We start from the raw sequence: 24,934 nt of genomic DNA, 5'->3' as shown, positions 1-24,934 counted from the left end.
CGCTCATGATCATCGCCATCGACGGACCTGCCGCCTCGGGCAAGGGGACCCTGGGCAAGCGTCTGGCCGAACATTACGGTTTCGCCCATCTGGACACGGGACTGCTCTACCGGGCCGTCGCCCGCGTGCTCATGGACCGCGACGTCCCTCTCACCGACCGGGACGCCGCTGCGCAAGCGGCGCAGAACCTGGACGTCAGCCATCTGGAGGACGATTCCCGCCTGCGCGGAGCCGCCATGGGCGAGGCCGCCTCGGTGGTCTCCGCCTACCAGCCGGTCCGGGACGCCCTCCTGGCCTTCCAGCGCCAGTTCGGCGCCCAGGAACCGGGCGCCGTGCTCGACGGGCGGGACATCGGAACGGTGGTCTGCCCCGATGCCGAGGTGAAGCTCTTCATCACCGCAGCCCCGGAGGAACGGGCACGGCGGCGCCACCGCGAGCTTCTGAGCCGGGGCGAACGGGCCGAGTACGAGACCATTCTCGTGGATATCCGCCGCCGCGACGAGCGCGACATGAGCCGGAGCACCGCTCCCTTGAAAGCCGCCGCCGACGCCATGACCATCGATACGACGCACCTGGATGCCGACGGCGCCTTCCAGGCCGCGCTCGATCTCGTGGAGCGCAGGCGCTCTGCATTCAACGGCTAGATCTCTTCTACCTCCCACGTCATCACCGGCCTTGTGCCGGTGATCCCGCTTCTGTCGAACGCCGAGCCTTTTTGCATCGGGATGGCCGGCACAAGGCCGGCCATGACGGGAAGGGATCGTCCGAGAATGCTTCTGCGCCAAGGAACGAACCTCATAATCGCCATGCCTGGGGCAGCCCCTGGTCCCGATGTATCCTTGCCTTAGTTTCAGAAGCTGGCACACTCACCTGACCAATCCGGCTCCCGACAAGGAGATACCGATGGTTCGTTCCGGCTTCCTCCGCCTTGCCGCGGGCCTTGCTTGCCTCCTGGGGCTTTTCGCGCTGCCCGCCCGGGCCCAGCCCGACACGGAGGTGGACCTCGCCCTCGTCATCGCCGTCGATATCTCCTTCTCCATGGATACGGACGAACAGGCCCTGCAGCGGGAGGGCTTCGCCCAGGCCTTTCGGTCCAAGCCCGTTCACGATGCGATCCGCGGCGGCCTGTTGGGCCGGATCGCCGTCACGTACGTGGAATGGGCAGGCTCGCCCGACCAGAAGGTCATTATTCCCTGGACGGTTCTCGACAATTCCGAGAGCCTGATGGCCTTTGCGGACAAGATTTCCTCGACGCCCTTACGCCGGGCGCAGCGGACCTCGATCTCCAGCGCCATCGACTTCAGCGTGAAGCTTCTCGAGGACAGCGGACTCAACGCGGCGCGGCGTGTCATCGACATTTCGGGCGATGGGCCCAACAACCAGGGACGGCTCGTGATCGAGGCGCGCGATGCGGCCGTGGCCAAGGGTATCGTCATCAACGGCCTGCCGATCATGCTGCGCCAGCCCGGCTACCTCGACATCCCGGATCTCGACATCTATTACAGGGACTGCGTCATCGGCGGCCAGGGCGCGTTCACGGTACCGGCCCGCGAGCGCGATCAGTTCATCGAGGCGATCAAGACCAAGATCCTGCTGGAAGTTGCCAACCTGATGCCCGAGCAGTCCTTGATCAACCGCATTCAGTCCCCTCCGCGCACCAACTGCATGGCCGGCGAGATGCAGTGGCGTGACCGCTGGAGCAATTGAGCTGTTCCTCCCATGAAGCAATTGACATTGGCGCTCGTGGCTCACGACGCCAAGAAGGCCGACATGGCCGAATTCGTGGCCAAGTACGAGAACGACATCCGGCCCTTCACCCTCTTCGCCACCGGCACGACCGGCGGGCGCGTGATGGAGCGCTGCCCGTCCCTCTCGGTCACGCGGCTGAAAAGCGGACCGCTCGGCGGCGACCAGCAGATTGGCGCAATGATCGCTGACGGAAAGATCGACGCGCTCTTCTTTTTCGTCGATCCGCTCTCGCCGCATCCGCACGACGTGGACGTGAAGGCGCTGATGCGCCTTGCCCTCGTCTACAACATCCCCATGGCGCTCAACCCCGCCACGGCAGAACGGCTGATCGAGTCGTTCAGGGATTAGCGTGTCTCACTTGATCAATCATTCGCATTGGCTCGACCACGTCATCACCGGCCTTGTGCCGGTGATCTCGATTGGATGAAGCGCCGAGCCTCACTTTAGCGGGATGGCCGGCACAAGGCCGGCCATGACGGAGCGGTTTCACCCAGCGGGATGTTCCTGCGAGCCTCTCACGTCCCGCGCGGCTTGGCGCGCCGCGTCGGCGGTGCGGTAAGCGGGTCCTCCGGCCAGGGGTGTTTGGGATATTGCCCACGCATGTCGGCACGCACGGCGGCCCAGGAGCCGCGCCAGAAACCGGGAAGGTCGCGGGTGATCTGGATGGGGCGCTGGGCCGGCGAGAGCAGGTGCAGGATGAGCGGCGCACGTCCGGCCGCGATGGTGGGGTGCTTGTCGAGCCCGAACAGTTCCTGCACGCGCACGGCGAGAACGGGCCCCTCCTCCGCACCGTAATCGATCGGGATCTGGGAGCCGGTCGGCACCTCGATGTGGGTGGGCGCCTCCGCATCGAGACGCCGCTGCAGGTTCCAGAGCAGAAGGCCACGGATAGCCTCGCTCAGCAGGTCCGGCCCGATGTCGTTCAGGCCTGTCTTGCCGACGAGATGCGGCGCCAGCCATTCCTCGGCCGTGCGGCTTAAGGTGTCGTCCGACAGGTCCGGCCATTCCTCGCCTTCGGCCTTGCGGAGAAACATCACGCGCTCGCGCCATTGGGCCAGCGCCTTCGACCAGGGCAAGGCATCGAGGCCCAGCGAGACCAAACCGTCTGCAAGGGCCCGCGCGGCCTCTTCGGTTGCCGGAACCCTCAATGGGCGCTCGTTGAGGAGCAAGGCCCCGAGGCGCCGGACGCCCCGCGCCCGCAGGGCCTTCGCCTGCCGGTCGAAGGCGACTTCGTCACGCTGCTCGATCGTCGCACCGAACAGGCTCTCGATCTCGTCCGCCGATATGGAGGCCGCGGCAAGGATTCGGGCCGAGGCGGCACCGCCGGCGATCTCGGCGATGGCGAGATAAGGCTCCTTGGCGAGCCGCTCATGCGCCTCCAGCACGGCCCCGCGCCCATTGGCCATGAGGTATTCGCCCGTCTTGCCTCGCGCCTTCGCAAGCCGGTCCGGATAAGCCAGCGTCAGCAGTGCGCCGATGGAATGCGGTTCGCCTTGCCCGGAGCCGTTGCTTCCCCTGGCCCAACCCTCCGCCATGCGCCGCATGTCCTGCGCCCGGCCCGAGCGATCCCGGCGGAAGCGCTCGACGCGCTCGGCGAGGTCCACCGCATCGCCACCCAGGCCCCGCTCGACGAGAACGGCCGCGACATCTGCGGCTTCGCTCGCCTGTCCCGTCTCGCCTGCGACCAGGACCATCCGCGCGAGACGCGGCGGCAGGGGCAGGTCGCGCAGGCGCCGGCCCGTCTCCGTGATGCGCCCCTCCGCATCGAGCGCGCCGAGCTGCTGCAGCAGCATCCGCGCCTCCTTCAAGGCAGGCGCAGGCGGCGGATCGAGGAAGGCGAGAGAAGTCGGATCTGTGACGCCCCAGGCGGCGCAATCGAGCAGCAGGGGCGCAAGGTCGGCTGAGAGGATTTCCGGCCGCCCGAACGGTTCGAGCGCGCCCGTCGCGGCCTCCTCCCAGAGCCGATAGCACACGCCGGGCTCGGTGCGGCCGGCGCGGCCTCGGCGCTGATCGGCGGCGGCGCGGGAGACGCGCACGGTCTCGAGCCGCGTGAGGCCGATATTCGGCTCGTAGACGGGCACACGGGCGAGGCCGGAATCGATGACGACGCGGACGCCTTCGATGGTGAGCGAGGTCTCGGCGATGGAGGTAGCGAGCACCACCTTGCGGCGGCCGGGCTTGGCGGGGCTGACCGCCAGATCCTGCTCGCCCCGCTCCAGCGCCCCGTAGAGCGGCGCGATATCGACAGCGGGATCGTTGACGCGCTCGCGCAAGAAGGTCTCGACCCGGCGGATCTCCCCCTGTCCTGGCAGGAAGACCAGGATGGAGCCGCTCTCCGCCCGCAGGCTACGCATCACCGCGTCCGCCACCTGCTCGTCGATGCGACGGTTGGGGTCGCGCCCGAGATAGCGCGTCTCGACCGGATAGGCGCGGCCTTCCGATTCGATGACGGGCGCGTCGCTCAACAGCCTCGCCACCCTTGCACCATCGAGCGTCGCCGACATGACGAGGAGGCGGAGGTCCTCCCTCAAGCCCCCTTGCGCGTCAAGGGCCAGGGCGAGCCCCAGATCCGCATCGAGGGAGCGCTCGTGGAACTCGTCGAAGAGAACGGCGGCAACGCCGTCGAGGGACGGATCATCCAGGATCATGCGGGCGAAGACACCCTCGGTCACGACCTCGATCCGCGTCCTGCGGCTGATCTTGGAGCCCAGGCGGACACGCAGGCCCACCGTCTCTCCCACGGCCTCGCCGAGCGTCTGCGCCATGCGCGCCGCCGCTGCCCGGGCGGCCAGCCGCCGGGGCTCCAGGACGATGATCTTGCCGCCATCGACCCAGGGCTCGTCGAGCAGCACCAGCGGCACCCGCGTGGTCTTGCCCGCTCCCGGAGGAGCGACGAGGACCGCATTGGGGCGTGCGCGCAGAGCCGCCGTCAGATCGCCGAGGACGGCATCGATGGGAAGGGAGGTGTCGAAAACCCGCATGCCGCCTGATGGCTCAAGCGAACCCGGAGGGCAAGTGCGATCGCTTGTCATTCGCGGGCCGTCGCTACCCGTGACGACGCCCTCCACGTCATGGCCGGGCTTGTCCCGGCCATCCCGATGCAGTGAAGCACTGCGCTTTACGGATCGAGATCACCGGCACAAGGCCGGTGATGACGTGGTGAGGATGTCACACCGGGAAGCCATACCGCCGCAGCTCCGCCGCCAGGTCGATGGTCTCGATGCAGTGGATCGCGTGCATGCCGACATTCCGGGCCGCGTCCACATTGGCCTTGGAATCGTCGATGAACACGCAGTCTTCCGCCGTCAGCTCATACCGGTCCAGCAGGAGATGGTAGATCGCCGGATCGGGCTTCAGGAGGCGCTCGTCGCCGGACACGATGATGCCGTCGAAGCCCGACAGGAACGGGAAACGCTGCTGCGCCAGGACGAGCTTGGGGCCGGAGAAATTCGTGATGCAGTAATTCGGCACGCCTGCCTCCCGCAGGCGCAGCAGGAGGGCCACATGGTCGTCGAAGACGCCCGAAACGGTCTCATCCCAACGCTCGTGGAACGCGCGGATCTGAGGCTCGTGCGTCGGATGATCCTTCACGAGAAGAGCCACGGCCTCATCCCAGTCGCGGCCCCGATCCTGTTCCAGGTTCCATTCGTTGGTGCAGACATTGGCGAGGAACCACTCCATCCGTTCCTCGTCGTCGAAGATCCGCCGGTAGAGATTGCGCGGATCCCAGCGCAGCAGAACGTTGCCGATATCGAACACGACGGTTTTAGGCTGCCCCATGGCCAGAGATGCTTTCCTTCAATTCTGTTCGCCCATGTTTAGCCGCCCGGCGGCACCCGCACCACTCCCAGGATCGACGGGCAGCCTTCGAAAGACGAGGGGCTGGACAGCATTGGGACTGAACCGCACCTGAAGCTTGGCCGGATCAACGCCGCTGCCCGGGCGTTTCTATCCTGCTTCGACGGGTAAGCGGAGGTGGGATGGCCGGGTTTCTGAAGGCGCAAAAAGGTTTGAACTGGCGCGCAGCCGCTCTCCTGGGCCTCATCTCCAGCACTTTCTCCACTCTCGTCAGCCAGTTCCTCGCCGCCAGGATCGGGCGCGATGCGGTTGTGGACTGGATGGTGGTGGCGACGATTCCGCTGCGCGACGGCATGCTCCAGAGCGAGCCGTCCTGGTCGTCCATCGCGGCCGGGATCCTCTTCCATCAATGGGCGGACTTCTCGTGGGCCATCGTGTTCTTCGGATTGTTCGGGATCTGGACGGCCCACCTGAAGCCCCGGACCCTTCTGCTGATCGCCCTGCCCTGGGCCCTGTTCACCTCGGCGCTGGAGTGGTTCTTCCTGGTGCCGCTCATTCCCTTTCGGCAGCCGATCTTCACCCTGAACCAGCCGTACTGGATCGGCTTCCTGGTGCACGCCCTCTCGGCCCTGATGTACCCGCTCTTTCCCTGGCTGCGCGACTGGCTAAGCGGCCGACTTCCCTCGCCGCATCGACGCTTCACGGTCGTGTGGAGTGCACTATCCACCGCAACGCTTCTGGCGCTCGGCCTCGTCGCCTTCCTGGGCTGGCAGAACCGGGAATTGCCCTGGATGGGAGGGAACCCGGCCTTCGATCAGAGCTACATGCGCCGCATGGTGGGTCACCATGCTCAAGGCGTCGAGCTCGCTCAACTCGCCATCGAGAAGGCGCAGGATCCTTACCTCAAGAATCTCGCGCATCTCATGGCGGCCGATCAGAAGGGTGAGATTGCGGTCTTCCGGCAATGGTGGCGCAGCTGGTTCGACGGCGACCTTGCGCCTGTCTCTCCCGAGGAGCACGCGACCATGCCGGGCATGCTGTCGCCGGACCAGATGGAGCAGCTGCGCGGCAGGAACAGTACCGATTTCGATCCGCTCTTCATCGGCCTCATGACGACGCACCACCAGGGAGCGATCCTCATGGCGGACGAGGCCATGCGAGAAGCCGGAGATCTCCGTCTCCGGCTCATGGCCCATGCCACCCGTCACGCCCAGCGAGGCGAGATCGAGCTGATGCACGGCAGCCGGGGCTTGGCGGCGGTGAAGTCCGCCACCCTGTCGCTGTTCCTGCCTGCGGGCGAAGCCCGTGCCGATCAACGGGGAGCGGCTCCCTCGATGCACGGGCATTGAGGAAGCCGGAAGGCGCGGATCAGCCGCCGATATTATAGGCTGCGAGTGCCGCCATGTTGACGATGTCGCTGTCGGTCGCTCCGAGCGAGACGATCTGCACGGGTTTGTCGAGGCCCACGACGAGCGGGCCGAGAACCATCGCGCCGCCGAGTTCCTGCAGCATCTTGGTCGAGATGGACGCCGAGTGGAACGCCGGCATGACGAGCACGTTCGCCGGGCCCGTCAGACGGCAGAACGGGTATTGCGCCATCACGTCCCGGTTGAGCGCCACGTCGGCCGACATCTCGCCGTCATATTCGAAATCGACGCGCATGCCGTCGAGGATCTCGACGGCTTCCTGGATCTTCTCCGCACGCTCCGCCTTCGGGTGGCCGAAGGTCGAGAACGAGAGGAGCGCCACACGCGGCTCGTAGCCGAGACGGCGCGCGACCCCGGCGGATTCGATGGCGATCTCGGCAAGCTCCTGGGCGCTCGGCATCTCGTGGATGGCCGTATCCGCCACAAGGACCGTACGACCGCGCGCGAGGCAGAGCGAGATGCCGATGACGCGATGCCCGGGCTTCGCGTCGATCACGTGGCGCACGTCGGCGAGTGCCGTCGAGTAATTGCGCGTCGCACCCGTCACCATGGCGTCCGCGTCGCCCAGAGCCACCATGGAGGCTGCGAAGTGATTGCGGTCCTGGTTGATCATGCGCTGGCAGTCGCGGAACAGGTAACCCTTGCGCTGCAGGCGTTCATACAGGAACTGCGCGTAGGTTGCGTTGCGATGCGACAGGCGCGCATTGTGGATCTCGATCCCCTCGCGGCCTTCGAGCTCGATGCCGGCCTGCACGGCCGTTTCCTGGATGCGATCCTCGCGCCCGACAAGGATGGCCTTGCCGAGCCCCTGGTTGACGAAGGACAGGGCGGCGCGGATCACCTGCTCCTCCTCGCCTTCGGCGAAGACGACCCGCTTCGGGAACTTGCGCACGCGCTCGAAGATGCGGTTGAGCGTGCCCGCCACCGGATCGAGCCGCGCCGAGAGCTGCGCCTTGTAGGAGCGCATGTCGACGATGGGACGGCGCCCGACGCCCGTATCCATGGCGGCCTTCGCCACAGCCATGGGAATGGTGTGGATCAGGCGCGGGTCGAAGGGCACGGGAATGATGTATTCCCGCCCGAAGCGCGGACGCGAACCCTGATAAGCGGCCGCCACTTCGTCCGGCACGTCCTCACGGGCGAGGTCCGCCAATGCTTGTGCGGCGGCGATCTTCATTTCCATGTTGATCGTGGTCGCCTGCACGTCGAGCGCGCCGCGGAAGATGTAAGGGAAGCCGAGAACGTTGTTGACCTGGTTCGGATAATCCGAGCGGCCCGTGGCGATGATCACGTCGTCACGGATGCGCGCGACCTCTTCCGGGGTGATTTCCGGATCGGGATTGGCCATGGCGAAGATGATCGGATTGGGCGCCATGGAGCGGATCATCTCGTCCGTGAACGCGCCCTTGGCCGAGAGGCCGAACACCGCATCGGCGCCGTTCAGCGCATCCGCCAGCGTACGGGCGCTTGTGTTGGCCGCGTGAGCCGATTTCCATTGGTTCATGCCCTCGGTGCGGCCCTGGTAGATCACGCCCTTGGTGTCGCAGAGAATGACGTTGTTGGGCGCGAAGCCCATGGCTTTCAGAAGCTCCGTGCACGCGATGCCGGCAGCGCCTGCGCCGTTCACCACGAGCTTGGTCTTCGCCATGTCGCGGCCGGTCAGATGCAGGGCGTTGATGAGGCCCGCCGCCGCGATGATCGCCGTGCCGTGCTGGTCGTCGTGGAAGACGGGGATATCCATCAATTCCCGCAGGCGCTCCTCGATGATGAAGCATTCCGGCGCCTTGATGTCTTCGAGATTGATGCCGCCGAAGGACGGACCGAGATAGCGCACGCAGTTGATGAACGCGTCCGCGTCCTCCGTATCGACTTCGAGGTCGATGGAGTCCACATCCGCGAAGCGCTTGAAGAGAACCGACTTGCCCTCCATGACCGGTTTCGAGGCGAGCGCGCCGAGATTGCCGAGGCCGAGGATCGCGGTTCCGTTCGAGATCACCGCCACCATGTTGGAGCGGGTCGTGTAGTCGAAGGCCAGGGACGGATTGTCCGCAATCGCCAGCACCGGCACCGCGACGCCCGGCGAATAGGCCAGCGACAGGTCGCGCTGCGTCGCCATGGGCTTGGTCGGGACGACTTCGAGCTTGCCGGGCCTTCCCTGGGCATGGAACTGCAGCGCCTCCTGATCGGTGAAGGTGGGGCGTTTGCGGCGGATCGGGCGCTGATCGTCGGTCATGGAATATGGTTTCTTCTTGATGGTAGGCGTTTCCAAAAGGGGATGCGACCTTAAGGCATAGGAGGCGCCTTTCTCAAGACTTGTCCACATCCGCCCTTTGGACCCCATGACACGGATGAAAGGGCGGGCCAGCTTTGCTAAACAGACCGGATGTCGTCCCAAGCCGCCTATAAATCCTCCGAGACCGCCCCGTCGAACGCCGCGCCTGCCCCCACGGCCGTGCAGGACAGCCGGGTCACGCCCATGATGGCGCAATATATCGAGATCAAGGCGGCCAACCCGGACAGCCTGCTGTTCTACCGGATGGGCGACTTCTACGAATTGTTCTTCGAGGATGCCGAGATCGCCAGCCAGGCGCTCGGCATCGTGCTGACCAAGCGCGGCAAGCACCAGGGGCAGGACATCCCCATGTGCGGCGTGCCCGTGGAGCGCGCCGACGACTACCTCCAGCGCCTCATCGGCCTCGGCCACCGGGTCGCCGTGTGCGAGCAGACCGAAGATCCGGCGGAAGCGAAGAAGCGCGGCGCCAAATCCGTGGTGCGCCGCGACGTGGTGCGCCTCGTCACTCCGGGGACGATCACCGAGGAGCGCCTGCTGGAACCCGGCCGGGCGAATTACCTGCTCGCCATCGCCCGGCGCCGCGCGTCCGACACGCAATGGTGCTACGGCCTTGCCGCCGTCGACATTTCCACAGGCCATTTCGTCTTGAGCGAGACGGACGGCACCGGTCTCTCCGCCGAGATCGCCCGCTTCGAGCCGCGCGAGATCCTCGTGCCCGACGTCATCCACGACGACCCGGACCTCAGGAGCTTCTGGCAGGAGACCCGCGCGTCGATCACGCCCCTGTCCCGCGACGGACTCGATCCGGCATCGGCGGAACGGCGGCTCAGAGATTATTTCGGGGTCGCAACCCTCGATGCCTTCGGGGCCTTCAGCCCCGCCGAGATCACGGCGGCAGGCAGCGCGCTGTTCTATATCGAGAAGACTCAGATCGACAGCCGCCCGGCGCTCAACCCGCCCTCCCGCGACACATCTGGTGCGGCGCTTGCTATCGATGCGGCGACCCGCGCCAATCTGGAACTGACCCGCACCCTGTCCGGGGAGCGCGCGGGCAGTCTGCTCGCCACGATCGACTGCACGGTGACGCCGGGCGGCGCGCGGCTGCTCGCCGAGCGGCTTGCCGGCCCCCTCACCCATCCGGACCAGATCCGCGACCGGCAGGATGCCGTCACGACGCTCGTCGAGAACAACGACCTGCGCGATCGCCTGCGGCGCATCCTCAAGCGCTCGCCCGATCTGGCGCGCGCCCTCTCGCGCCTGAGTCTCGGACGCGGCGGGCCGCGGGATCTCGCCTGCGTCCGCGACGGCCTGTTCGCAGCGCGCGAACTCGGGCTCGAACTGGCGATTGCGCCCGACCTGCCGAAGGAACTGCTTGCGGCCGCACAGGTGCTCCAGGGCTTGCGGACCGACGTGGCGGACCGGCTTGCCGCGGCGCTTGCCGACGAACTGCCGCTGCTCAAGCGCGATGGCGGCTTCATACGCGCTGGCTTCGATGCCAGCCTCGACGAGCTTCGCGAGCTGCAGCAGGATTCCCGCCGCTTCATCGCGGCTCTCCAGGCGCGCTATGCCACCGAGACCGGCTGCCGGACCCTGCGCGTCAAGCACAACCACATGATCGGCTATTTCGTGGAAGTGCCGCAGAACGTGGGCGAGGACCTGCTCAAGGAGCCGTGGAAGGACACTTTCGTCCACCGCCAGACCATGGCGGGCGCCATGCGCTTTTCGACCATGGAACTGGGCGAGCTTGAATCGAAGATCGCGTCTGCGACCGACCGGGCCTTGAAGATCGAACTCGCGCTGTTCGACGAGATGGTGCAGGCGCTCCTCGACCTCGCTGCCGATGTGGCGGCGGCTGCCGAAGCGATTGCCGTCATCGACGTGACCGCCTCCCTGGCCGACCTCGCCATGCGCCTCGACTGGACCCGTCCGGTCGTCGACACGAGCCTCGCCTTCGCCGTCAAGGGCGGCCGGCATCCGGTGGTCGAGGCGGCGTTGAAGCGCGATGGCGTTCCGTTCATCGCCAACGACTCGAACCTCTCAGGGAAGGACGCGGGCCACATCCTGCTGATCACCGGCCCGAACATGGGCGGCAAATCCACCTATCTGCGCCAGAACGCTCTGATCGTGGTCCTGGCCCAGATGGGATCCTACGTGCCGGCGAAGGAGGCCCATATCGGGATCGTCGACCGGCTCTTCTCCCGCGTCGGCGCCGCCGACGATCTGGCGCGGGGCCGCTCCACCTTCATGGTCGAGATGGTGGAGACCGCCGCCATCCTCAACCAGGCAACCGCCCGCTCGCTGGTCATCCTCGACGAGATTGGGCGCGGCACCGCCACCTTCGACGGTTTGTCCATCGCCTGGGCGGCCATCGAGCACCTGCACGAGGTCAATCGCTGCCGCGCGCTGTTCGCCACCCACTTTCATGAGCTGACCGCGCTCGCCGAACGGATGAAGCGGATTTCCAACGCGACCCTGAAGGTCACCGAGTGGAACGGCGAGGTGGTGTTCCTGCACGAGGTCGTGCCTGGGGCCGCCGACCGCTCCTACGGCCTGCAGGTGGCGCGGCTTGCCGGTCTGCCGGCGCCCGTGGTCGAACGGGCGAAGACGATCCTGAGCGAGTTGGAAAAGTCGGACCGCGAGGCTCCCAAGCGTGCGCTCGTCGACGACCTGCCGCTTTTTGCCGTTCCCGTCCGGGCCGAGCCCGCGCCGGCTCCGAAGCGGGACGCCCTGCGGGAGGCACTCGACGCCCTGGATCCGGATGCGATGACGCCGCGGGAGGCGCTTGATGCGCTCTACCGGCTCAAGGCGCAGAAATAGAAAGAAGCGTCAGGAAATCTGGGAGCTACGCTCCCGAGGGGATGCGCCGAAAGGGACGAAGGTCACCGTCCGTGCTTCGTCAGGCTCGCGGAGCTGCCCGGCCATGACGTAGTTCAGGGCTTCGCGGACGCCGCGTTCCGTGTAGGGCTTGGCGATGACGCCCCAGGCCCCGGCGAAATCCTCCGGGATCCGCTTGGCATTCGCCGTCATGAAGAGCACCGTGACCCGGTGGTTGACCGAGAGGCTGCGTGCGACATCGACGCCAGTCGGTCCGTCCGCCAGGTGAACATCGACGAAAGCGAGGTCGGGCCGGAGCGTCTGGCCGAGGGAAAGAGCCTCCGCGGACGACGCGGCCATCCCAACGACCTCATGTCCCAGATCCTGCAGCAAGCTTTCAAGTTCGAGCGCGATCAGGATTTCATCCTCGACAATGAGGATGCGCAACGGCTTCTCGCTACTCAAACTTCATCTCCTGCGCATCGACGGGCATCACGATTTCAGCAAGTGTACCTGGCTTCTGATCGCGCCAAGTCAACTGCCCCTTCAACTGTTGGACCAACATCGTGATCAAGGTTTTCCCAAAACTTCCCTCGGCCGGGGGAGCGTGATCGAGACCGACGCCATCGTCCTCGACGGCGATTTTGAGGCCGTTTTCCGTCCGCCCGATCGCGATTGTCAATCGGCCCCGGCGCCCATTTGGGAAAGCATGCTTAACGGCATTGCCGATGAGCTCGTTCAGGAGAAGTGCCAGCGCGGTCGCCTTGGGGGCCGGAACGCCGAGAGGCTGAACATCGAGGTCGAGTTCGACCTGTCCCGTCGGCAGCGCCGTGACCAGTTCCCCGGCCAGCTCCGAGGTGAATTCCTTCAGGTTGAACCGGCCCGCATCCCCTGCCACGGAGAGAAGCCGGTGCGCCGCCGAGAGGGCGCTGACCCGCTCGGCGGTTTCCTGCAGGACCTTCCGCGCCTCCGGGTCCCGCATGCGGCGGGCTTTCAGCAGGACCAGGGAAGCAGTCATCTGGAGGGTGTTCTTGATTCGATGCTCGACTTCGTGGAGTTGCGCCGTCCTCCAGTCCAGGGCTGCCTGGAGCGCCACGGTCCGGCGTTCGACCTGCTCCTCCAGATGCCCGCTCGTCTCGGTGCCATCCCGCTCGGAATGTTGCGCCGAGCCGATATCCGTCAGCACGAGAGTGACCCGTCGAAGGTGGCCTGCCTCGTCATGAACGGGAGAGAGGGCCAGACAGCATTTGAACGCGGAGCCATCCTTCCGGCGCCCGACGAACCCGGCCTCGAGCGCCTCTCCGTCATGCATCGCGCCATCGATCGCGTTCAGGGCGTCCATGCCCGAGCCCGGCATGTGAAGGAGATGCCAGTTCCGACCCGATATCTCCTCCTGCGAATAGCCTGTCAGGTCGAGCAAGGCCTTGTTGGCGAAGAGGACAGGCGCATGCATCCGATGCGGATCGACCATGAGAACAGGCATGCGCATGAACTGGAAGGCTGCCCGCAAGGGAGCATCCGGGAGGTCCGCCGTTCGTTCTGAAGCGGACATGTGGGTCTCGGCCAACATTACGACTTCATAACGCCACGTATGAGCTCACAGCTCAGCCGTGCCGGCTCGCTCAAGAAGATTAACCGTCCCATACCAGGAACCGCCCCGTCGATGGTAGAACCCTTGCGCTTCCGCGAGTTTTCCGCGGTGCGGCTCGCGACATAGTGGGACTCAACGCGACGGTGACGGCAGGGTTCCGCATTTGCATCATGGAGTCGCGCCGCTCTCCGGAATAATTTCTGAAACACTATCGCGTTTCAAAACGTCGCGCTAACATCGGATCTCTCAAGGAGGTCGAGGGATGGTCACGCGCGTTTCCACTGTTGCGTTCGAGGGAATCGAGGCGCGTGCGGTCGACGTCCAGGTTCAGATCTCGCCCGGCTCCGTCGTCTTCATGATCGTCGGCCTGCCCGACAAGGCCGTGGCGGAATCCCGTGAGCGGGTCCGCTCGGCCCTGATCGCCTCAGGATTGGCCCTCCCGGCGAAACGGATCACGGTCAATCTCGCCCCGGCCGACCTGCCGAAGGAAGGAAGCCATTACGATCTTCCCATCGCACTCGGCGTCATGGCCGCCATCGGGGCGATTCCGGCGGATGCCCTCAACGGTTTTACGGTGCTGGGCGAACTGGCCCTCGACGGATCCATCACAGCGGTGGCCGGTGCCCTGCCGGCCGCCATGGCGGCCTATGAGCGCGAGCACGGGCTGATCTGCCCCGAGGCCTGCGGGTCGGAGGCCGCTTGGGCCGGCAGCGACATCGAGATTTTGGCCCCGCGCTCCCTGATCCAGCTCGCGAACCACTTCAAGGGAACGCAGGTCATGGCGCGGCCTGAACCGGCCCTCATGCCCGCTTCAGGTTCGCTGCCGGACCTGCGCGACATCAAGGGCCAGGAAAGCGCCAAGCGGACGCTGGAGATCGCGGCCGCCGGATCGCACAACCTGCTGATGAACGGTCCTCCCGGGGCCGGCAAGTCCATGCTCGCGCAGCGCCTCCCCTCGATCCTGCCGCCACTCTCGCCGCGAGAGTTGCTGGAGGTCTCGATGATCCAGTCCGTCGCGGGGCTCCTCGCCGATGGAGCCTTGTCCAATCGCCGCCCGTTCCGGGCACCGCACCACTCGGCTTCCATGGCGGCGCTCGTCGGCGGCGGGTTGAATGCCCGCCCCGGCGAGGCCTCGCTCGCCCATCACGGCGTTCTCTTTCTCGACGAGTTGCCGGAGTTCCAGCCCCAGGTGCTCGATTCGCTGCGCCAGCCGCTGGAGGCAGGCGAGATCCTGATCGCGCGGGCCAACCATCGCGTGACGTATCCGGCAAGGTTTCAGCTCGTTGCTGCCATGAATCCCTGCCGCTGCGGCCAAGCCACCGAGCCGGGCTATGTCTGCCGCCGCCAACCCAACGAGCGCTGCGTTGCGCAGTATCAGGCGCGGCTCTCGGGCCCGCTGCTCGACCGCATCGATCTCGCCATCGACGTTCCGGCCGTCACGGCCGCCGACTTGATCCTGCCACCACCTGTGGAAGGATCGGCGGACGTCGCGGCCCGCGTTGCCCGGGCCCGCGAGCGGCAGGCGAAGCGCTACGCGGCCCTGAACCTCGACGGCATCACCACCAATGCGGCCTGCCCGCCCGCGCTTCTGGAAGAGGTGGCTCAACCCGACCCGGAGGGTCTGGCCCTCATCCGTGATGCCGCCAATACCATGCGCCTGTCGGCGCGGGGTTTCCATCGCGTGCTGAAGGTGGGCCGCACCCTCGCCGACCTTGACGGGGAGGATCGCGTGCGGCGCATTCATCTGGCCGAAGCTCTGTCCTACCGGGCCCATGCGGACCGTCGCCCGGCGGCTGCCTGAGCGGAATATTCACCTGTCGCGTGGCGCCGTGAATACCCAACCAACCTCTATGTTTTCCATCGGGACATTTATGTTTTCTGTCACAAAACAGTTTGGAATGGGTTTTATGTCATGTAGAGGCCGGACAGCGCCAAGCTTGAACCGGCATCAGAGGCACGATCCCGTGAGGCAGCGATGAATCTTTCCCCGTCGAAGGAGACGGCAGTTGTTCCCGCCACATTGGGGTTGCGCCCGCACGGCTTGACCAAACTCATTCCCGGCACCGGCAAGATCGTCCGCGACTACGGCAGCCTCGATCCCGTGCTCGGCCGCATCGGTTCGCTGGAGGTGCGTCTCGCCACGACGGCGCGGGAAATTCGGAAGGCCCAGCGCCTGCGCTTCAAGGTTTTCTACGAGGAGATGTCCGCGTCTCCCAATGGGGCCGCCTTGATTTCGCGCCGGGACGTGGATGCCTATGACGCCTTCTGCGACCATCTTCTCGTGCTCGATCATGACGTCAAGCCGAAACCCTTCCGCTCCACGAAGCCGAAAGTGGTGGGCACCTATCGCCTGCTCCGCCAGGACATCGCCCACCGCCACGGCGGCTTCTACACGCGGGGCGAATACGACATCGCGCCTTTGCTCAAGGCACATCCGGGCCTGCGCTTTCTCGAGCTCGGGCGCTCCTGCGTGCTCGAACCCTATCGCAACAAGCGCACGGTCGAACTGCTCTGGCACGGCATCTGGGCTTACGTCCTCCACCACCGCATCGACGTGATGATGGGCTGCGCCAGCCTCGAGGGCACCGAACCGAAGGATCTGGCACTCCCTTTAAGTTTCCTGCACCATTATGCGGCTGCTCCCGCCGAGTGGCAGGCCCGCGCCCTGCCGGGGCGCTTCACGGCGATGGATATCCTGCCCAAGGAAGCCATCGATCCCAAGGCCGCGCTTCATGCCCTGCCGCCCCTGATCAAGGGCTATCTGCGCCTGGGCGCAACCTTCGGTACGGGAGCCGTGATCGACCGGCAGTTCGGCACCACGGACGTGCTCGTCATCCTGCCCGTCTCGGCGATCAACCCGCGTTACATCGACCATTTCGGCCCGGCGGCGAACCGCCACGCGGCGTGAGCATCTGACGGAACGCCCACCATCTACGTCATCACCGGCCTTGTGCCGGTGATCTCGCTTCTGTAAAGCGCAACGCCCTTCTGATCGGGATGGCCGGCACAAGGCCGGCCATGACGTGGAGTAGGGAGGCTTCCCGAGGCCGGATTGATCAGGCAGTTGCCTCAGACGTCATCGCCATCGCCCGCCGCCATTCCTCGCGCACGTCCGAATCGTCTTCCCGCTCCAGCCGCCCTTCGGCATAACGTGCAACGGCCTCCGGCGGAAGCACGCGAGCCAGCGCCCAGATTGCCATCGCCCGCACGAGCGGCGAGGCATCGTCGAGGAGGCGCAAGGCTTCGTCGGCTAAGGCGGCATCGCGCGAATTGCCGATGGCGATGAGCACGTTGCGGATGAAACGATCACGCCCGGTGCGCTTGATCGGCGTGCCGGCGAAGCGGGTGCGGAAGCCCGGATCGTCGAGCCGGGCGAGTTCCGCCAGCGGCAGCGCCGCGAGATCATCCCGCTGCACCAGCCGGGCCTCGCGCCCTGCCTGGGCGAACTTGTTCCACGGGCAGACGGCGAGGCAATCGTCACAGCCGAAGATCCGGTTGCCGATGCCGGGACGCAGCTCCGCCGGGATGTGCCCTTTATGCTCGATGGTGAGATACGAAATGCAGCGCCGCGCATCGAGCTGGTAGGGCGCGGGAAAGGCATTCGTCGGACAGACATCGAGGCAGCGGCGGCATGAGCCGCAATGGTCCCGCTCCGGCTCGTCGGCCGGCAGCTCCGCCGTGGTGAAGATCGCGCCGAGGAACAGCCAGTCGCCGAACTCGCGCGAGACGATCACCGTGTGCTTGCCCTGCCAGCCGAGCCCCGCCGCCTCCGCGAGCGGTTTTTCCATGACCGGGGCCGTATCGACGAAGACCTTCACGTCCGACGATGCCTTGGAAGCGAGAAAGCCCGCCGCCTCCTTGAGCTTGCCCTTGATCACATCATGATAGTCGCGATTGCGGGCATAGACGGAGATGTAGCCGCGATCCGTCTGGGCCAGCTCGGCCAGTGGGTCTTCCGCGGGGCCGTAGTTCAGCCCGAGCAGGATGACGCTGCGCACCTCAGGCCACAGAGCCCTCGGGTCTGCCCGGCGCCCGGCGGTTTCCGCCATCCATTCCATGGAACCGTGATGGCCGGCGTCGAGCCAGGCCTTGAGCCGCTCGGGGGCCAGCGGAATCGCATCGGGCCTGGCGATCCGGATCGTGTCGAAACCGAGCGCCTTGGCCCGTTCGAGGAAAGCGCGCTTCAACGTCTCCCCGTCTAGAAGTCCAGGTCGTCGTAGTGACTCGCCGGTGCCATTCCCGGCACCCGGTCCGCGAGGAGCGCGCGAAAGGACGGCCGGGACTTGATCCTGGCATACCAATGCTTCGCTGTTTCGTCCTCGTCCCATGGCACGTCGCCGAGATAATCCACCACCGACAGATGGGCCGCCGCCGCCAGATCCGCATAGGTCATCTGGTCGCCGGCCAGCCAATTCCGTGCGGAAATCAGAAAACCGATATATTTGAGATGGTATCGCACATTGGTCTGGGCTGCGCGAATCGCGCCCATGTCCGGCGGACCGCCTCCCAGCTCGATGGGCATGAACCGCTTATAGATCTTTTCTGTGGCGAGATAATCCGATACCTCGCCGTGAAACTTGACCAGGAACCAGTCGAGCAGGCGGCGGACCTCGACCCTCTGCTCGAGGTCCCGCGGCAGGAAGCGCCTGTCCCGCAGATCCTCTCCCCGAGTTTCATCGAGATACTCCGCAAGACTTGATGGTCCCGCCACGGCAAGTCCGTTATCGTCGATGAAGAGCGGCAAATTTCCGGCCGGGTTGATCTCCAGATAGGGAATGCGCCGTTCCCACGGCTTCTCCTCGACCATATCCGGCTCAAGGCCGAGCTCCGCGAAAATAAGACGCGCGAACCGCGACTGCGGACAAAACGGATAGGAATGCAGGATGGCCATGAATCTATGAGTGACGCGAAACAGGCGGCGAGAATAAGGCCGTGCTTCGTTAAGGGTTGGTAAGGAATATTGGTGAATCTCATGTCTGTGATGCAAAAGGGCTACGCCTGCGGCGCAAACCTTGCTTGACAGATACGACGTGCTCCCGCATCTGGCGCCGTTTTCAGGATTTTCAACGATGTCGCAAATCATCGAGGCGCTCTTTCTCGGCCTCATCGAAGGTCTGACGGAATTCCTTCCGGTCTCCTCCACGGGCCATCTGCTCCTCGTCGGCCACTTCCTCGGCTTCGAGTCGACGGGCAAGACCTTCGAGGTGCTGATCCAGCTCGGCGCGATCCTGGCGATCCTCTCCGTCTACTTCAACAAGCTGTGGTCGATCGCCAAGGCCCTGCCGCACGATCCGATGGCGCGCCATTTCGTCATCGGCGTCCTCGTCGCCTTCCTGCCCGCCGCCGTGATCGGGGCGGTGCTGCACGGCTTCATCAAGGAAGTGCTCTTCGATCCCTGGATCGTGTGCACGACCCTGATCGTCGGCGGCTTCGTGCTCCTCGCCATCGACCGCATGCCGCTCGAGGCGACCAAGACCGACGCGACACGCTTCCCCCTGTCGATGTACTTCAAGATCGGCCTCATCCAGTGCGCCGCCATGGTGCCCGGCGTCTCCCGCTCCGGGGCGACGATCGTCGGCGCCATGCTGATGGGCGCCTCGAAGCGTGCCGCGGCCGAGTTCTCGTTCTTCCTCGCCATGCCGACCATGGCCGGCGCCTTCGCCTACGACCTCCTGAAGAATTACAAGTTCCTCTCCGCCAACGACGCCATGATCATCGTGGCCGGCTTCTTGTCCGCCTTCGTGGCGGCGCTCGTCGTGGTGAAGCTGTTCCTGGATTACGTGTCCCGCCACGGCTTCACGCCCTTCGCGTACTGGCGCATCATCGTCGGCGCCGCGGGTCTTGCCGCCCTGATCGTCTACGGCTGATCGATGCCGTCACGGGACGAGGCCCTCGCGGTTACGCTGTCCATCGCGACCGCCCTGCTGGTCGTGATCCTCGCCGTGATCGCCGGTGCGGGTGTCGGTTCGCAGCCTGCCACGCAGGGTGGGCCCCCGGGGCCTGCCTGTGCCGAGTGGACGGACGGCTGCGTCGTCTGCCGCCGCGTGCCCGAGGGTCTTGCCTGCTCGACCCCGGGCATTGCGTGCGTCCCGACCGCGCCCCGCTGCCTCAGGCCCGTGGGCGTTCCGATCTAGAGCATCTTTTCACGCAAAACCGGCGTCCATTTTTTGCGTCCGGCGCTCTAGGGAATCGTCTTGTCGGGGTAGCGGCACAGGTCGTTGATCGGGCAGCGCCAGCATTCGGGCCTGCGCGCCTTGCAGATGTAGCGGCCGTGCAGGATCAGCCAGTGGTGTGCGTGGAGTCGGAACTCGTCAGGCACCAGGGCCTCGAGTGCGATCTGCGTTTCCAGGGGCGTCTTGGTGATCGCCAGCGGGATCCGGTTGGTGACGCGGAAGATATGCGTATCGACGGCAACCCGCGGATCGCCGAAGGCGATGTTGACCACGACGCTCGCGGTCTTGCGCCCGACGCCCGGCAGGGTTTCGAGCACCTCGACGGAATTCGGCACCTCGCCGCCGAACTCGTCCACGAGGCGCTTGGCCGCCGCGATGACGTTCTTCGCCTTGGTGTTGTAAAAATTGAGCGTCCTGATGTGCTCGCGCAAGCCCTCCTCGCCGAGAGCGAGCATCCTGGCGGGCGTGTCGGCGACGGGAAAGAGGTTCTTCGTCGCCTTGTTGACCCCGACATCGGTCGATTGCGCCGAGAGCGCCACGGCGACCAGCAGCGTATAGGGATTGGTGTAATCGAGCTCGCCCCTGGGCTCCGGATTGGCCGCGTGCAGGCGCCGGAAGACCTCGATCATCGTCTCCCGGTCGACGGGCTTCGGGGTGCGCGCGCGCAGCGCCTTCCCGACTTTCTTCGCCGGAACGGCTGGCTTCGCTTTCGGCTTGGGCATACGGCGGGGGGACGGCTTCAGATCGGACATTTCTGCGTTATACTTGAGGCATGGCAAGCGGCAAGGCACCCTATGGCGAGATCGACCGGTTCGAGCGGCCGGTCTTCTCGGCCGTGATCCGCCCGCACCGATCCTTGAGCCCGCAGGGTTTCAGAACCCTCATGGTCCTGGTCTGCCTTACCTCGATCGTGGCGAGCCTGCCCTTCGTGATCATGGGGTTCTGGCCGGTGGCCGGCTTCTTCGGCCTCGATTTCCTCGGCCTCTACATCGCCTTCCGGGTCAGCTACCGCCAGGGTCAGGCCTTCGAGCTTCTGGAACTGACGCCGATCCGGCTCCTGTTCCGCAAGGTGAGCCCCCGCGGCGACGTGAAGGACTGGCAGTTCAACCCGCTCTGGACTCGGATCGACCGGGAGATCGACGACGAATACGGCCTGCAGCACCTCTCGTTGCGCTTCCGCAACGAGCACGTGGAGATCGCCCGCGACCTGTCCCCGCCGGAGCGGGAAACCCTGGCCGACGCACTCGGTCGTGCCCTGGCGGATGTGAAACGAGGTCATTGAGCGAAAAACCCCAGCGCCTTGGGGCCCGCAGCTTGCGCTGCGAGCCTTCAGGTCAGTCGAGGGAGGTGCGCTGCGCGGCCCGGCTCGCTGATGATGGTGGAAAGTGGAAGAGCCGGACGGCGCCTCGCACGCGGTTCTTTTCAGGTGGACCAGCTGGGATGAGACCCAAGGTCGACCTCCCGCGACCACAGGGTTGCGAGGCCTGCGGCGGGACCGCCTCCCGCCCCGGTGCTGCGACGCCTCGCGAGCGCGCCCCTCGCCGGGCGGGAGTGGAGAATGATATAGCCGAGCTTCCACGCGCTGTCAAGAACAAAGTGAGAACATAACGTTGCCCTGACCACCCCCGCGCCGTCATCACCGGCCCTGGGCCGGTGATCCCGATCCGAAGAGCGCCGCGCGTCAAACAATCGGGATGGCCGGCACAAGGCCGGCCATGACGGGGGAGCGGATGGAAAGGGAGCGCTCCTCTCAGCCCTCTCCAGCCCTCATCCTGAGAGGCCGGCTCATCAAGTGGCGCGGGTATCCCCTCCCCACAAGGGGGAGGAGAGGTCCCAGTGCATTACGAGTCAGACTCTCAGGAGCGAAGCGTCTCGAGGCCCCGGACGATGTCCGGGCACGAGGGCGTCTCCAGTGTTCTTTGGACGATCCTTCGAGACGCCTCTTGCAGCGGCTCCTCAGGATGAGGTCGGAGGGTCCGCGAGGGAGACGGGGATGACCGTAACAAGTGCAGCCATGCCGCAGAGGCTACGGCGCCCGCCATCACGCCGCCTTTGCGAGACGCTGCCGAATGGAAAGGCGCCGCAGCTGGCGACGGAGCCAGATCCAGCTGCCGGTGACCAGAAGGCCCAAGAGTGCCACCGACGTGACGAGATTCAGGATGGAGAGCGCAAATCCGCCCCAGTTGCCCTCATGAATCAGACGCGGCCAGCTGCGAGCCATGGGAACGGCTCCCTCGCGGCTGAGGGCAACGGTTCTCATCTCCCCGTCCTCGGCCACGCGGGCCACGAGGCTGCGGCCGAAGGGGCGGATCCAGCTCAGAGACGACAGGTCGTGTTCGACCGCGAGCACGCGCACGGCCTCCCGAAGGGGCAAAGGCTGACCGGCAGTACCGGAGGAAGCCGGCGCGGGCGCGAAGGAGATGCCGAACGCCAGGAGGAGACCTGTCAGCGGAGAGAGGATCACGAGCGGCAGCAGGAACCAGGCGATACCCTTGTGCCAGCCCGACAGCGTGTTGCGCAGCCTTGGCCACCCCATGAAAATCCCGAGCGCGATGAGCGCCAGCATGGCCATCGTCGAGGCCGTCACCAGCCATCCGGCCCGCAGGAGCAGGTGCTCATGGATCTGACGCGCCGTTCCGAAGAAGTCGGAGAGCGACCGTGACGTCCGAGCCGCAGGCTCGCCCGTCGCGAGGTCGATTGCCACGCTTCCGCCGGGCTGTACGCCGTTGATCGTGAGCGTGTTCTCAATCGGGCGCAGGAAGAGCGAGCGCGCGGTGCCCTGCGGATCGTAACGCTGGAGCAGCCCTTCGACGGTTTGCATCGAGAGGGAGCCGGGCCTGATGGCGCTCTGCACCACGATGGGTTCGAAGGAGAGGATCAGCCCGCTCGCGATGACCGCCAGCAGCGGCAGCGCGAAGGTCAGAGCCACCCACCGGTGGAGACGTATCAAGAGGGCCTTGGTCATGGAGAGAGATCCAACTCCGGGCACAGGGACGCCCATGATCGTGCCGGTCGGGCAGGACCTCAAGTTAAGGTTCCGTAATGCCGCCCGTAAGCAGGCGGCGTCTGCGTGCCTCAGGCCCGTCCCCGCTCGCTCTTCGCCGTCTTGACCCGGTGCTCGATGAAGTTGCGGATCTCGCGGGTGCGGCGGTAGGGGTCGAGAACCTCCGCATCGATGCCGTGCCGCCAGGCGAGGTCGAAGCGGGAAGGATCCTTGTCGAGGTCGGTCAGGTCCTGCGCATAGGCCACGGCCTCCTCGGCGGTCCGGCAGAAGCCTTCCCTCACCAGAATCTCCGTGCGGCGGCCCAGGATGACGGCGAGTTCGCTCAAGGAGAATTCGGGGTGGTATTGCACGCCCCAGAACACGCCCCCGTCCTGGCGGATTTCGGCGGCCTGGACCTGAGAGACGGCGTTGCCGGCCAACACCGTGCAGTCGCCCGGCAGGGCCGTCACCATGTCGAGGTGGATGGCCGGCGCGTCGTAGGCCGCGGGACGCCCCTCGAGCAGAGGATGCTCCCGGCCCGCCTCGGTGGCCGTGATCCTGCGGGCGAGGCCCACCTCGCGCCCGAGCGGGTTGGACCGCACGTCCCCGTCCGCCGCGACGGCTGCCACCTGCAGGCCCCAGCAGGAGCCGAAGGACGGGGTGCGCGACGCATAGACTGCCCGCATCAGGTCGATCTGGCTGAGAATATCGGGCGTGCGGTCGTAGATGTTGAGATGCGAGCCGGTCAGCACGATTCCGTCATAGGATTCGAGCCCCGCCGCATCCGGCAGGTTCGCCCCCGCGTCCGCCGGGAAGGCGATGTCGCAGACGGCATCGCCCTCGATGGCCTGAATCACCGCCGCATACGATTCCGACGGCATGAGTCCATAGGCTTCCTTGTGGGCCTGCCTTGCGCCCCGCGTATTGCCCTCGACCACCAGAAACCTTAAGGCCATGCGTGTCACCCGCTTTCTTTCGAGCCGGTTTAGCCGAACGGCACACCGCCGCAAGCGCAATTGTATCGGACCCAAAAGTGGAAACCACTTTTGGGGTCAATCCGATACAATCTTCATACAGGGAGCGCATCGTATGGCACGGAAAACCGGATCCACTTTTCCGTACGATGCGCCAGAGAGGTCCACCCTCCGATGAAATTTCTCCAATCGCTGCGGCAAGGGTTCTGGGGGCAGGCCTATCTGCTGTTGGTCCTGACCACGCTCATGTGGGCGGGTAACGGCATCGCCGGACGGCTCGCCATCGGCGAGGTCTCGCCCATGGTGCTCACCTGCCTGCGCTGGGTGGTCGTGGTGGCGATCCTGATGCCGCTCGTGGGGCGCCAGCTCGTGGCCGAACGGGACAAGTTCAAGGAGCGCTGGCTGTTCACGCTCATCATGGGCGTCTCCGGCTTCACGGCCTTCAATGCGCTCTTCTATGCCGCCGCCCACCATACCAGCGCGGTCAATCTCACCATCTTCCAGGGCTCGATTCCCGTCTTCGTGCTCATCGGCATGATCGCCGTCTTCCGCGCCCGCGTGATCCCGCTGCAGATCATCGGCATGATCGTGACGCTGATCGGCGTGATCACGGTCTCGGTCAAAGCCGACTGGGAGATCCTGAGGACGCTCGCGATCAATATCGGCGACGTGTGGATGCTGATCGCCTGCGTGTTCTATTCGGTCTACACGCTGGGCCTGCGCTACCGCCCGGCGATGCCGGGCCTCGTGTTCTTCGCCGCCATGGCCCTGGTGGCCTTCGTCAGTTCCCTGCCCCTGGTGGGCGTGGAAATGATCCAGGGAACGGCGCAGTTTCCCACGCCCAAGGGCTGGCTCATCCTGCTCTATGTGGCGCTGATGCCCTCGCTGCTCTCGCAGATCTTCTTCATCCGCGGCGTGGAACTGATCGGCCCGACACGAGCGGGGCTTTTCGTCAATCTGGTGCCGGTGTTCGGCGCGCTGCTCGCGGTGGTTCTCCTCGGAGAGCCTTTCGCCACGTACCACGCGGTCGGCTTGGCGCTGGTGCTCGGCGGTATCTGGCTCGCGGAGCGGCGGCGGTAGGACGCGCTCCGAAGGGCATCAAACCCTCCACTGTCATCCCCGCGAAGGCGGG

The 24,934-nt window shown here is 65.7% G+C and carries 21 protein-coding genes; 11 read left to right on the top strand and 10 right to left on the bottom strand.

Translation table 11 applies throughout. From position 1 onward, the window contains the following. Positions 1-5 precede the first annotated feature (5 nt). The 3 genes from cmk (at position 6) to DDF70_RS16850 (ending at position 2,097) form a co-directional block, all read left to right on the top strand. On the top strand, positions 6-644 hold the full coding sequence (gene cmk, locus DDF70_RS16860; protein ID WP_114946021.1) for a (d)CMP kinase: 639 nt from the start codon (positions 6-8) through the stop codon (positions 642-644). Between the two features lie 259 nt (positions 645-903). Continuing rightward, entirely contained in the window at positions 904-1,707 is an 804-nt protein-coding gene (locus DDF70_RS16855; RefSeq protein ID WP_114946020.1) for a DUF1194 domain-containing protein, read from the top strand. A 12-nt stretch (positions 1,708-1,719) separates the two neighbouring features. Further along, the gene (locus DDF70_RS16850) at positions 1,720-2,097 is read left to right on the top strand and encodes a methylglyoxal synthase (protein ID WP_114946019.1); all 378 of its coding nucleotides are present in this window, start codon (positions 1,720-1,722) and stop codon (positions 2,095-2,097) included. Positions 2,098-2,264: 167 nt separating this feature from the next. Here DDF70_RS16850 and hrpB read toward each other — a convergent pair whose 3' ends face one another. Both hrpB and DDF70_RS16840 read right to left on the bottom strand, forming a co-directional pair. Beyond that, positions 2,265-4,730: an ATP-dependent helicase HrpB gene (gene hrpB / locus DDF70_RS16845; protein ID WP_114946018.1), complete on the bottom strand. Its 2,466-nt coding sequence runs from the start codon at positions 4,728-4,730 to the stop codon at positions 2,265-2,267. Between the two features lie 187 nt (positions 4,731-4,917). Further along, positions 4,918-5,529 carry an HAD family hydrolase gene (locus tag DDF70_RS16840; RefSeq protein WP_114946017.1) on the bottom strand — a complete coding sequence of 204 codons (612 nt, stop codon included), beginning with the start codon at positions 5,527-5,529 and terminating at the stop codon, positions 4,918-4,920. A gap of 200 nt (positions 5,530-5,729) precedes the next feature. On the opposite strand from DDF70_RS16840, the gene DDF70_RS16835 reads away from it, so the two are divergent. Continuing rightward, positions 5,730-6,896, top strand: coding sequence for a DUF305 domain-containing protein (locus DDF70_RS16835; RefSeq protein ID WP_114946016.1), 1,167 nt, complete (start codon positions 5,730-5,732; stop codon positions 6,894-6,896). A gap of 19 nt (positions 6,897-6,915) precedes the next feature. On the opposite strand, the gene DDF70_RS16830 is transcribed toward DDF70_RS16835, so the two are convergent. Then, positions 6,916-9,207, bottom strand: a complete 2,292-nt coding sequence (locus tag DDF70_RS16830) for an NADP-dependent malic enzyme (RefSeq protein WP_114946015.1) — start codon at positions 9,205-9,207, stop codon at positions 6,916-6,918. Positions 9,208-9,357: 150 nt separating this feature from the next. Here DDF70_RS16830 and mutS point away from each other — a divergent pair, with 150 nt between their 5' ends. Then, a complete protein-coding gene (gene mutS, locus DDF70_RS16825) occupies positions 9,358-12,084 on the top strand; it encodes a DNA mismatch repair protein MutS (RefSeq protein WP_114946014.1) in 2,727 nt (908 codons plus the stop codon). Between the two features lie 9 nt (positions 12,085-12,093). On the opposite strand, the gene DDF70_RS16820 is transcribed toward mutS, so the two are convergent. After that, complete coding sequence (locus DDF70_RS16820) at positions 12,094-12,546, bottom strand: response regulator (RefSeq protein ID WP_114946013.1); 453 nt, start codon at positions 12,544-12,546, stop codon at positions 12,094-12,096. After that, positions 12,539-13,633 carry a PAS domain-containing sensor histidine kinase gene (locus DDF70_RS16815; protein ID WP_162820454.1) on the bottom strand — a complete coding sequence of 365 codons (1,095 nt, stop codon included), beginning with the start codon at positions 13,631-13,633 and terminating at the stop codon, positions 12,539-12,541. Before DDF70_RS16815 ends, DDF70_RS16820 begins: the two co-directional genes overlap by 8 nt. Positions 13,634-13,934: 301 nt before the next feature. Between DDF70_RS16815 and DDF70_RS16810 the strand changes: the two genes are divergently transcribed. Together DDF70_RS16810 and olsB are read left to right on the top strand one after the other, a co-directional pair. Beyond that, positions 13,935-15,473 (top strand): YifB family Mg chelatase-like AAA ATPase, encoded by a 1,539-nt coding sequence (locus tag DDF70_RS16810; protein ID WP_114946011.1) that lies wholly within the window; start codon positions 13,935-13,937, stop codon positions 15,471-15,473. A 174-nt stretch (positions 15,474-15,647) separates the two neighbouring features. Then, positions 15,648-16,580 carry a l-ornithine N(alpha)-acyltransferase gene (gene olsB / locus DDF70_RS16805; protein ID WP_114946010.1) on the top strand — a complete coding sequence of 311 codons (933 nt, stop codon included), beginning with the start codon at positions 15,648-15,650 and terminating at the stop codon, positions 16,578-16,580. A 148-nt stretch (positions 16,581-16,728) separates the two neighbouring features. On the opposite strand, the gene queG is transcribed toward olsB, so the two are convergent. Both queG and DDF70_RS16795 read right to left on the bottom strand, forming a co-directional pair. After that, positions 16,729-17,859, bottom strand: a complete 1,131-nt coding sequence (queG, locus tag DDF70_RS16800; RefSeq protein WP_114946009.1) for a tRNA epoxyqueuosine(34) reductase QueG — start codon at positions 17,857-17,859, stop codon at positions 16,729-16,731. 11 nt (positions 17,860-17,870) lie between these two features. Beyond that, on the bottom strand, positions 17,871-18,563 hold the full coding sequence (locus DDF70_RS16795) for a glutathione S-transferase family protein (RefSeq protein WP_114946008.1): 693 nt from the start codon (positions 18,561-18,563) through the stop codon (positions 17,871-17,873). Between the two features lie 178 nt (positions 18,564-18,741). On the opposite strand from DDF70_RS16795, the gene DDF70_RS16790 reads away from it, so the two are divergent. Further along, positions 18,742-19,539 carry an undecaprenyl-diphosphate phosphatase gene (locus DDF70_RS16790; RefSeq protein ID WP_114946007.1) on the top strand — a complete coding sequence of 266 codons (798 nt, stop codon included), beginning with the start codon at positions 18,742-18,744 and terminating at the stop codon, positions 19,537-19,539. Positions 19,540-19,542: 3 nt separating this feature from the next. After that, entirely contained in the window at positions 19,543-19,806 is a 264-nt protein-coding gene (locus DDF70_RS16785) for a hypothetical protein (protein ID WP_114946006.1), read from the top strand. Positions 19,807-19,853: 47 nt separating this feature from the next. On the opposite strand, the gene nth is transcribed toward DDF70_RS16785, so the two are convergent. Beyond that, on the bottom strand, positions 19,854-20,597 hold the full coding sequence (gene nth, locus DDF70_RS16780) for an endonuclease III (RefSeq protein WP_114946005.1): 744 nt from the start codon (positions 20,595-20,597) through the stop codon (positions 19,854-19,856). A 20-nt stretch (positions 20,598-20,617) separates the two neighbouring features. Here nth and DDF70_RS16775 point away from each other — a divergent pair, with 20 nt between their 5' ends. Continuing rightward, positions 20,618-21,127 carry a DUF2244 domain-containing protein gene (locus tag DDF70_RS16775; RefSeq protein ID WP_114946004.1) on the top strand — a complete coding sequence of 170 codons (510 nt, stop codon included), beginning with the start codon at positions 20,618-20,620 and terminating at the stop codon, positions 21,125-21,127. 759 nt (positions 21,128-21,886) lie between these two features. Here DDF70_RS16775 and DDF70_RS16770 read toward each other — a convergent pair. Both DDF70_RS16770 and DDF70_RS16765 read right to left on the bottom strand, forming a co-directional pair. Then, complete coding sequence (locus tag DDF70_RS16770; RefSeq protein WP_114946003.1) at positions 21,887-22,810, bottom strand: PepSY-associated TM helix domain-containing protein; 924 nt, start codon at positions 22,808-22,810, stop codon at positions 21,887-21,889. A 110-nt stretch (positions 22,811-22,920) separates the two neighbouring features. Beyond that, complete coding sequence (locus DDF70_RS16765) at positions 22,921-23,784, bottom strand: type 1 glutamine amidotransferase (RefSeq protein ID WP_114946002.1); 864 nt, start codon at positions 23,782-23,784, stop codon at positions 22,921-22,923. A 192-nt stretch (positions 23,785-23,976) separates the two neighbouring features. Between DDF70_RS16765 and DDF70_RS16760 the strand changes: the two genes are divergently transcribed. After that, positions 23,977-24,882: a DMT family transporter gene (locus tag DDF70_RS16760; RefSeq protein ID WP_114946001.1), complete on the top strand. Its 906-nt coding sequence runs from the start codon at positions 23,977-23,979 to the stop codon at positions 24,880-24,882. Positions 24,883-24,934 lie beyond the last annotated feature (52 nt).

The sequence above is a fragment of the Microvirga calopogonii genome (genome assembly GCF_003347665.1).
GTDB classification, from domain to species: domain Bacteria; phylum Pseudomonadota; class Alphaproteobacteria; order Rhizobiales; family Beijerinckiaceae; genus Microvirga; species Microvirga calopogonii.
The sequence above is the reverse complement of the archived record's forward strand: the minus strand, read 5'-3'. Positions and strand labels throughout refer to the sequence as shown.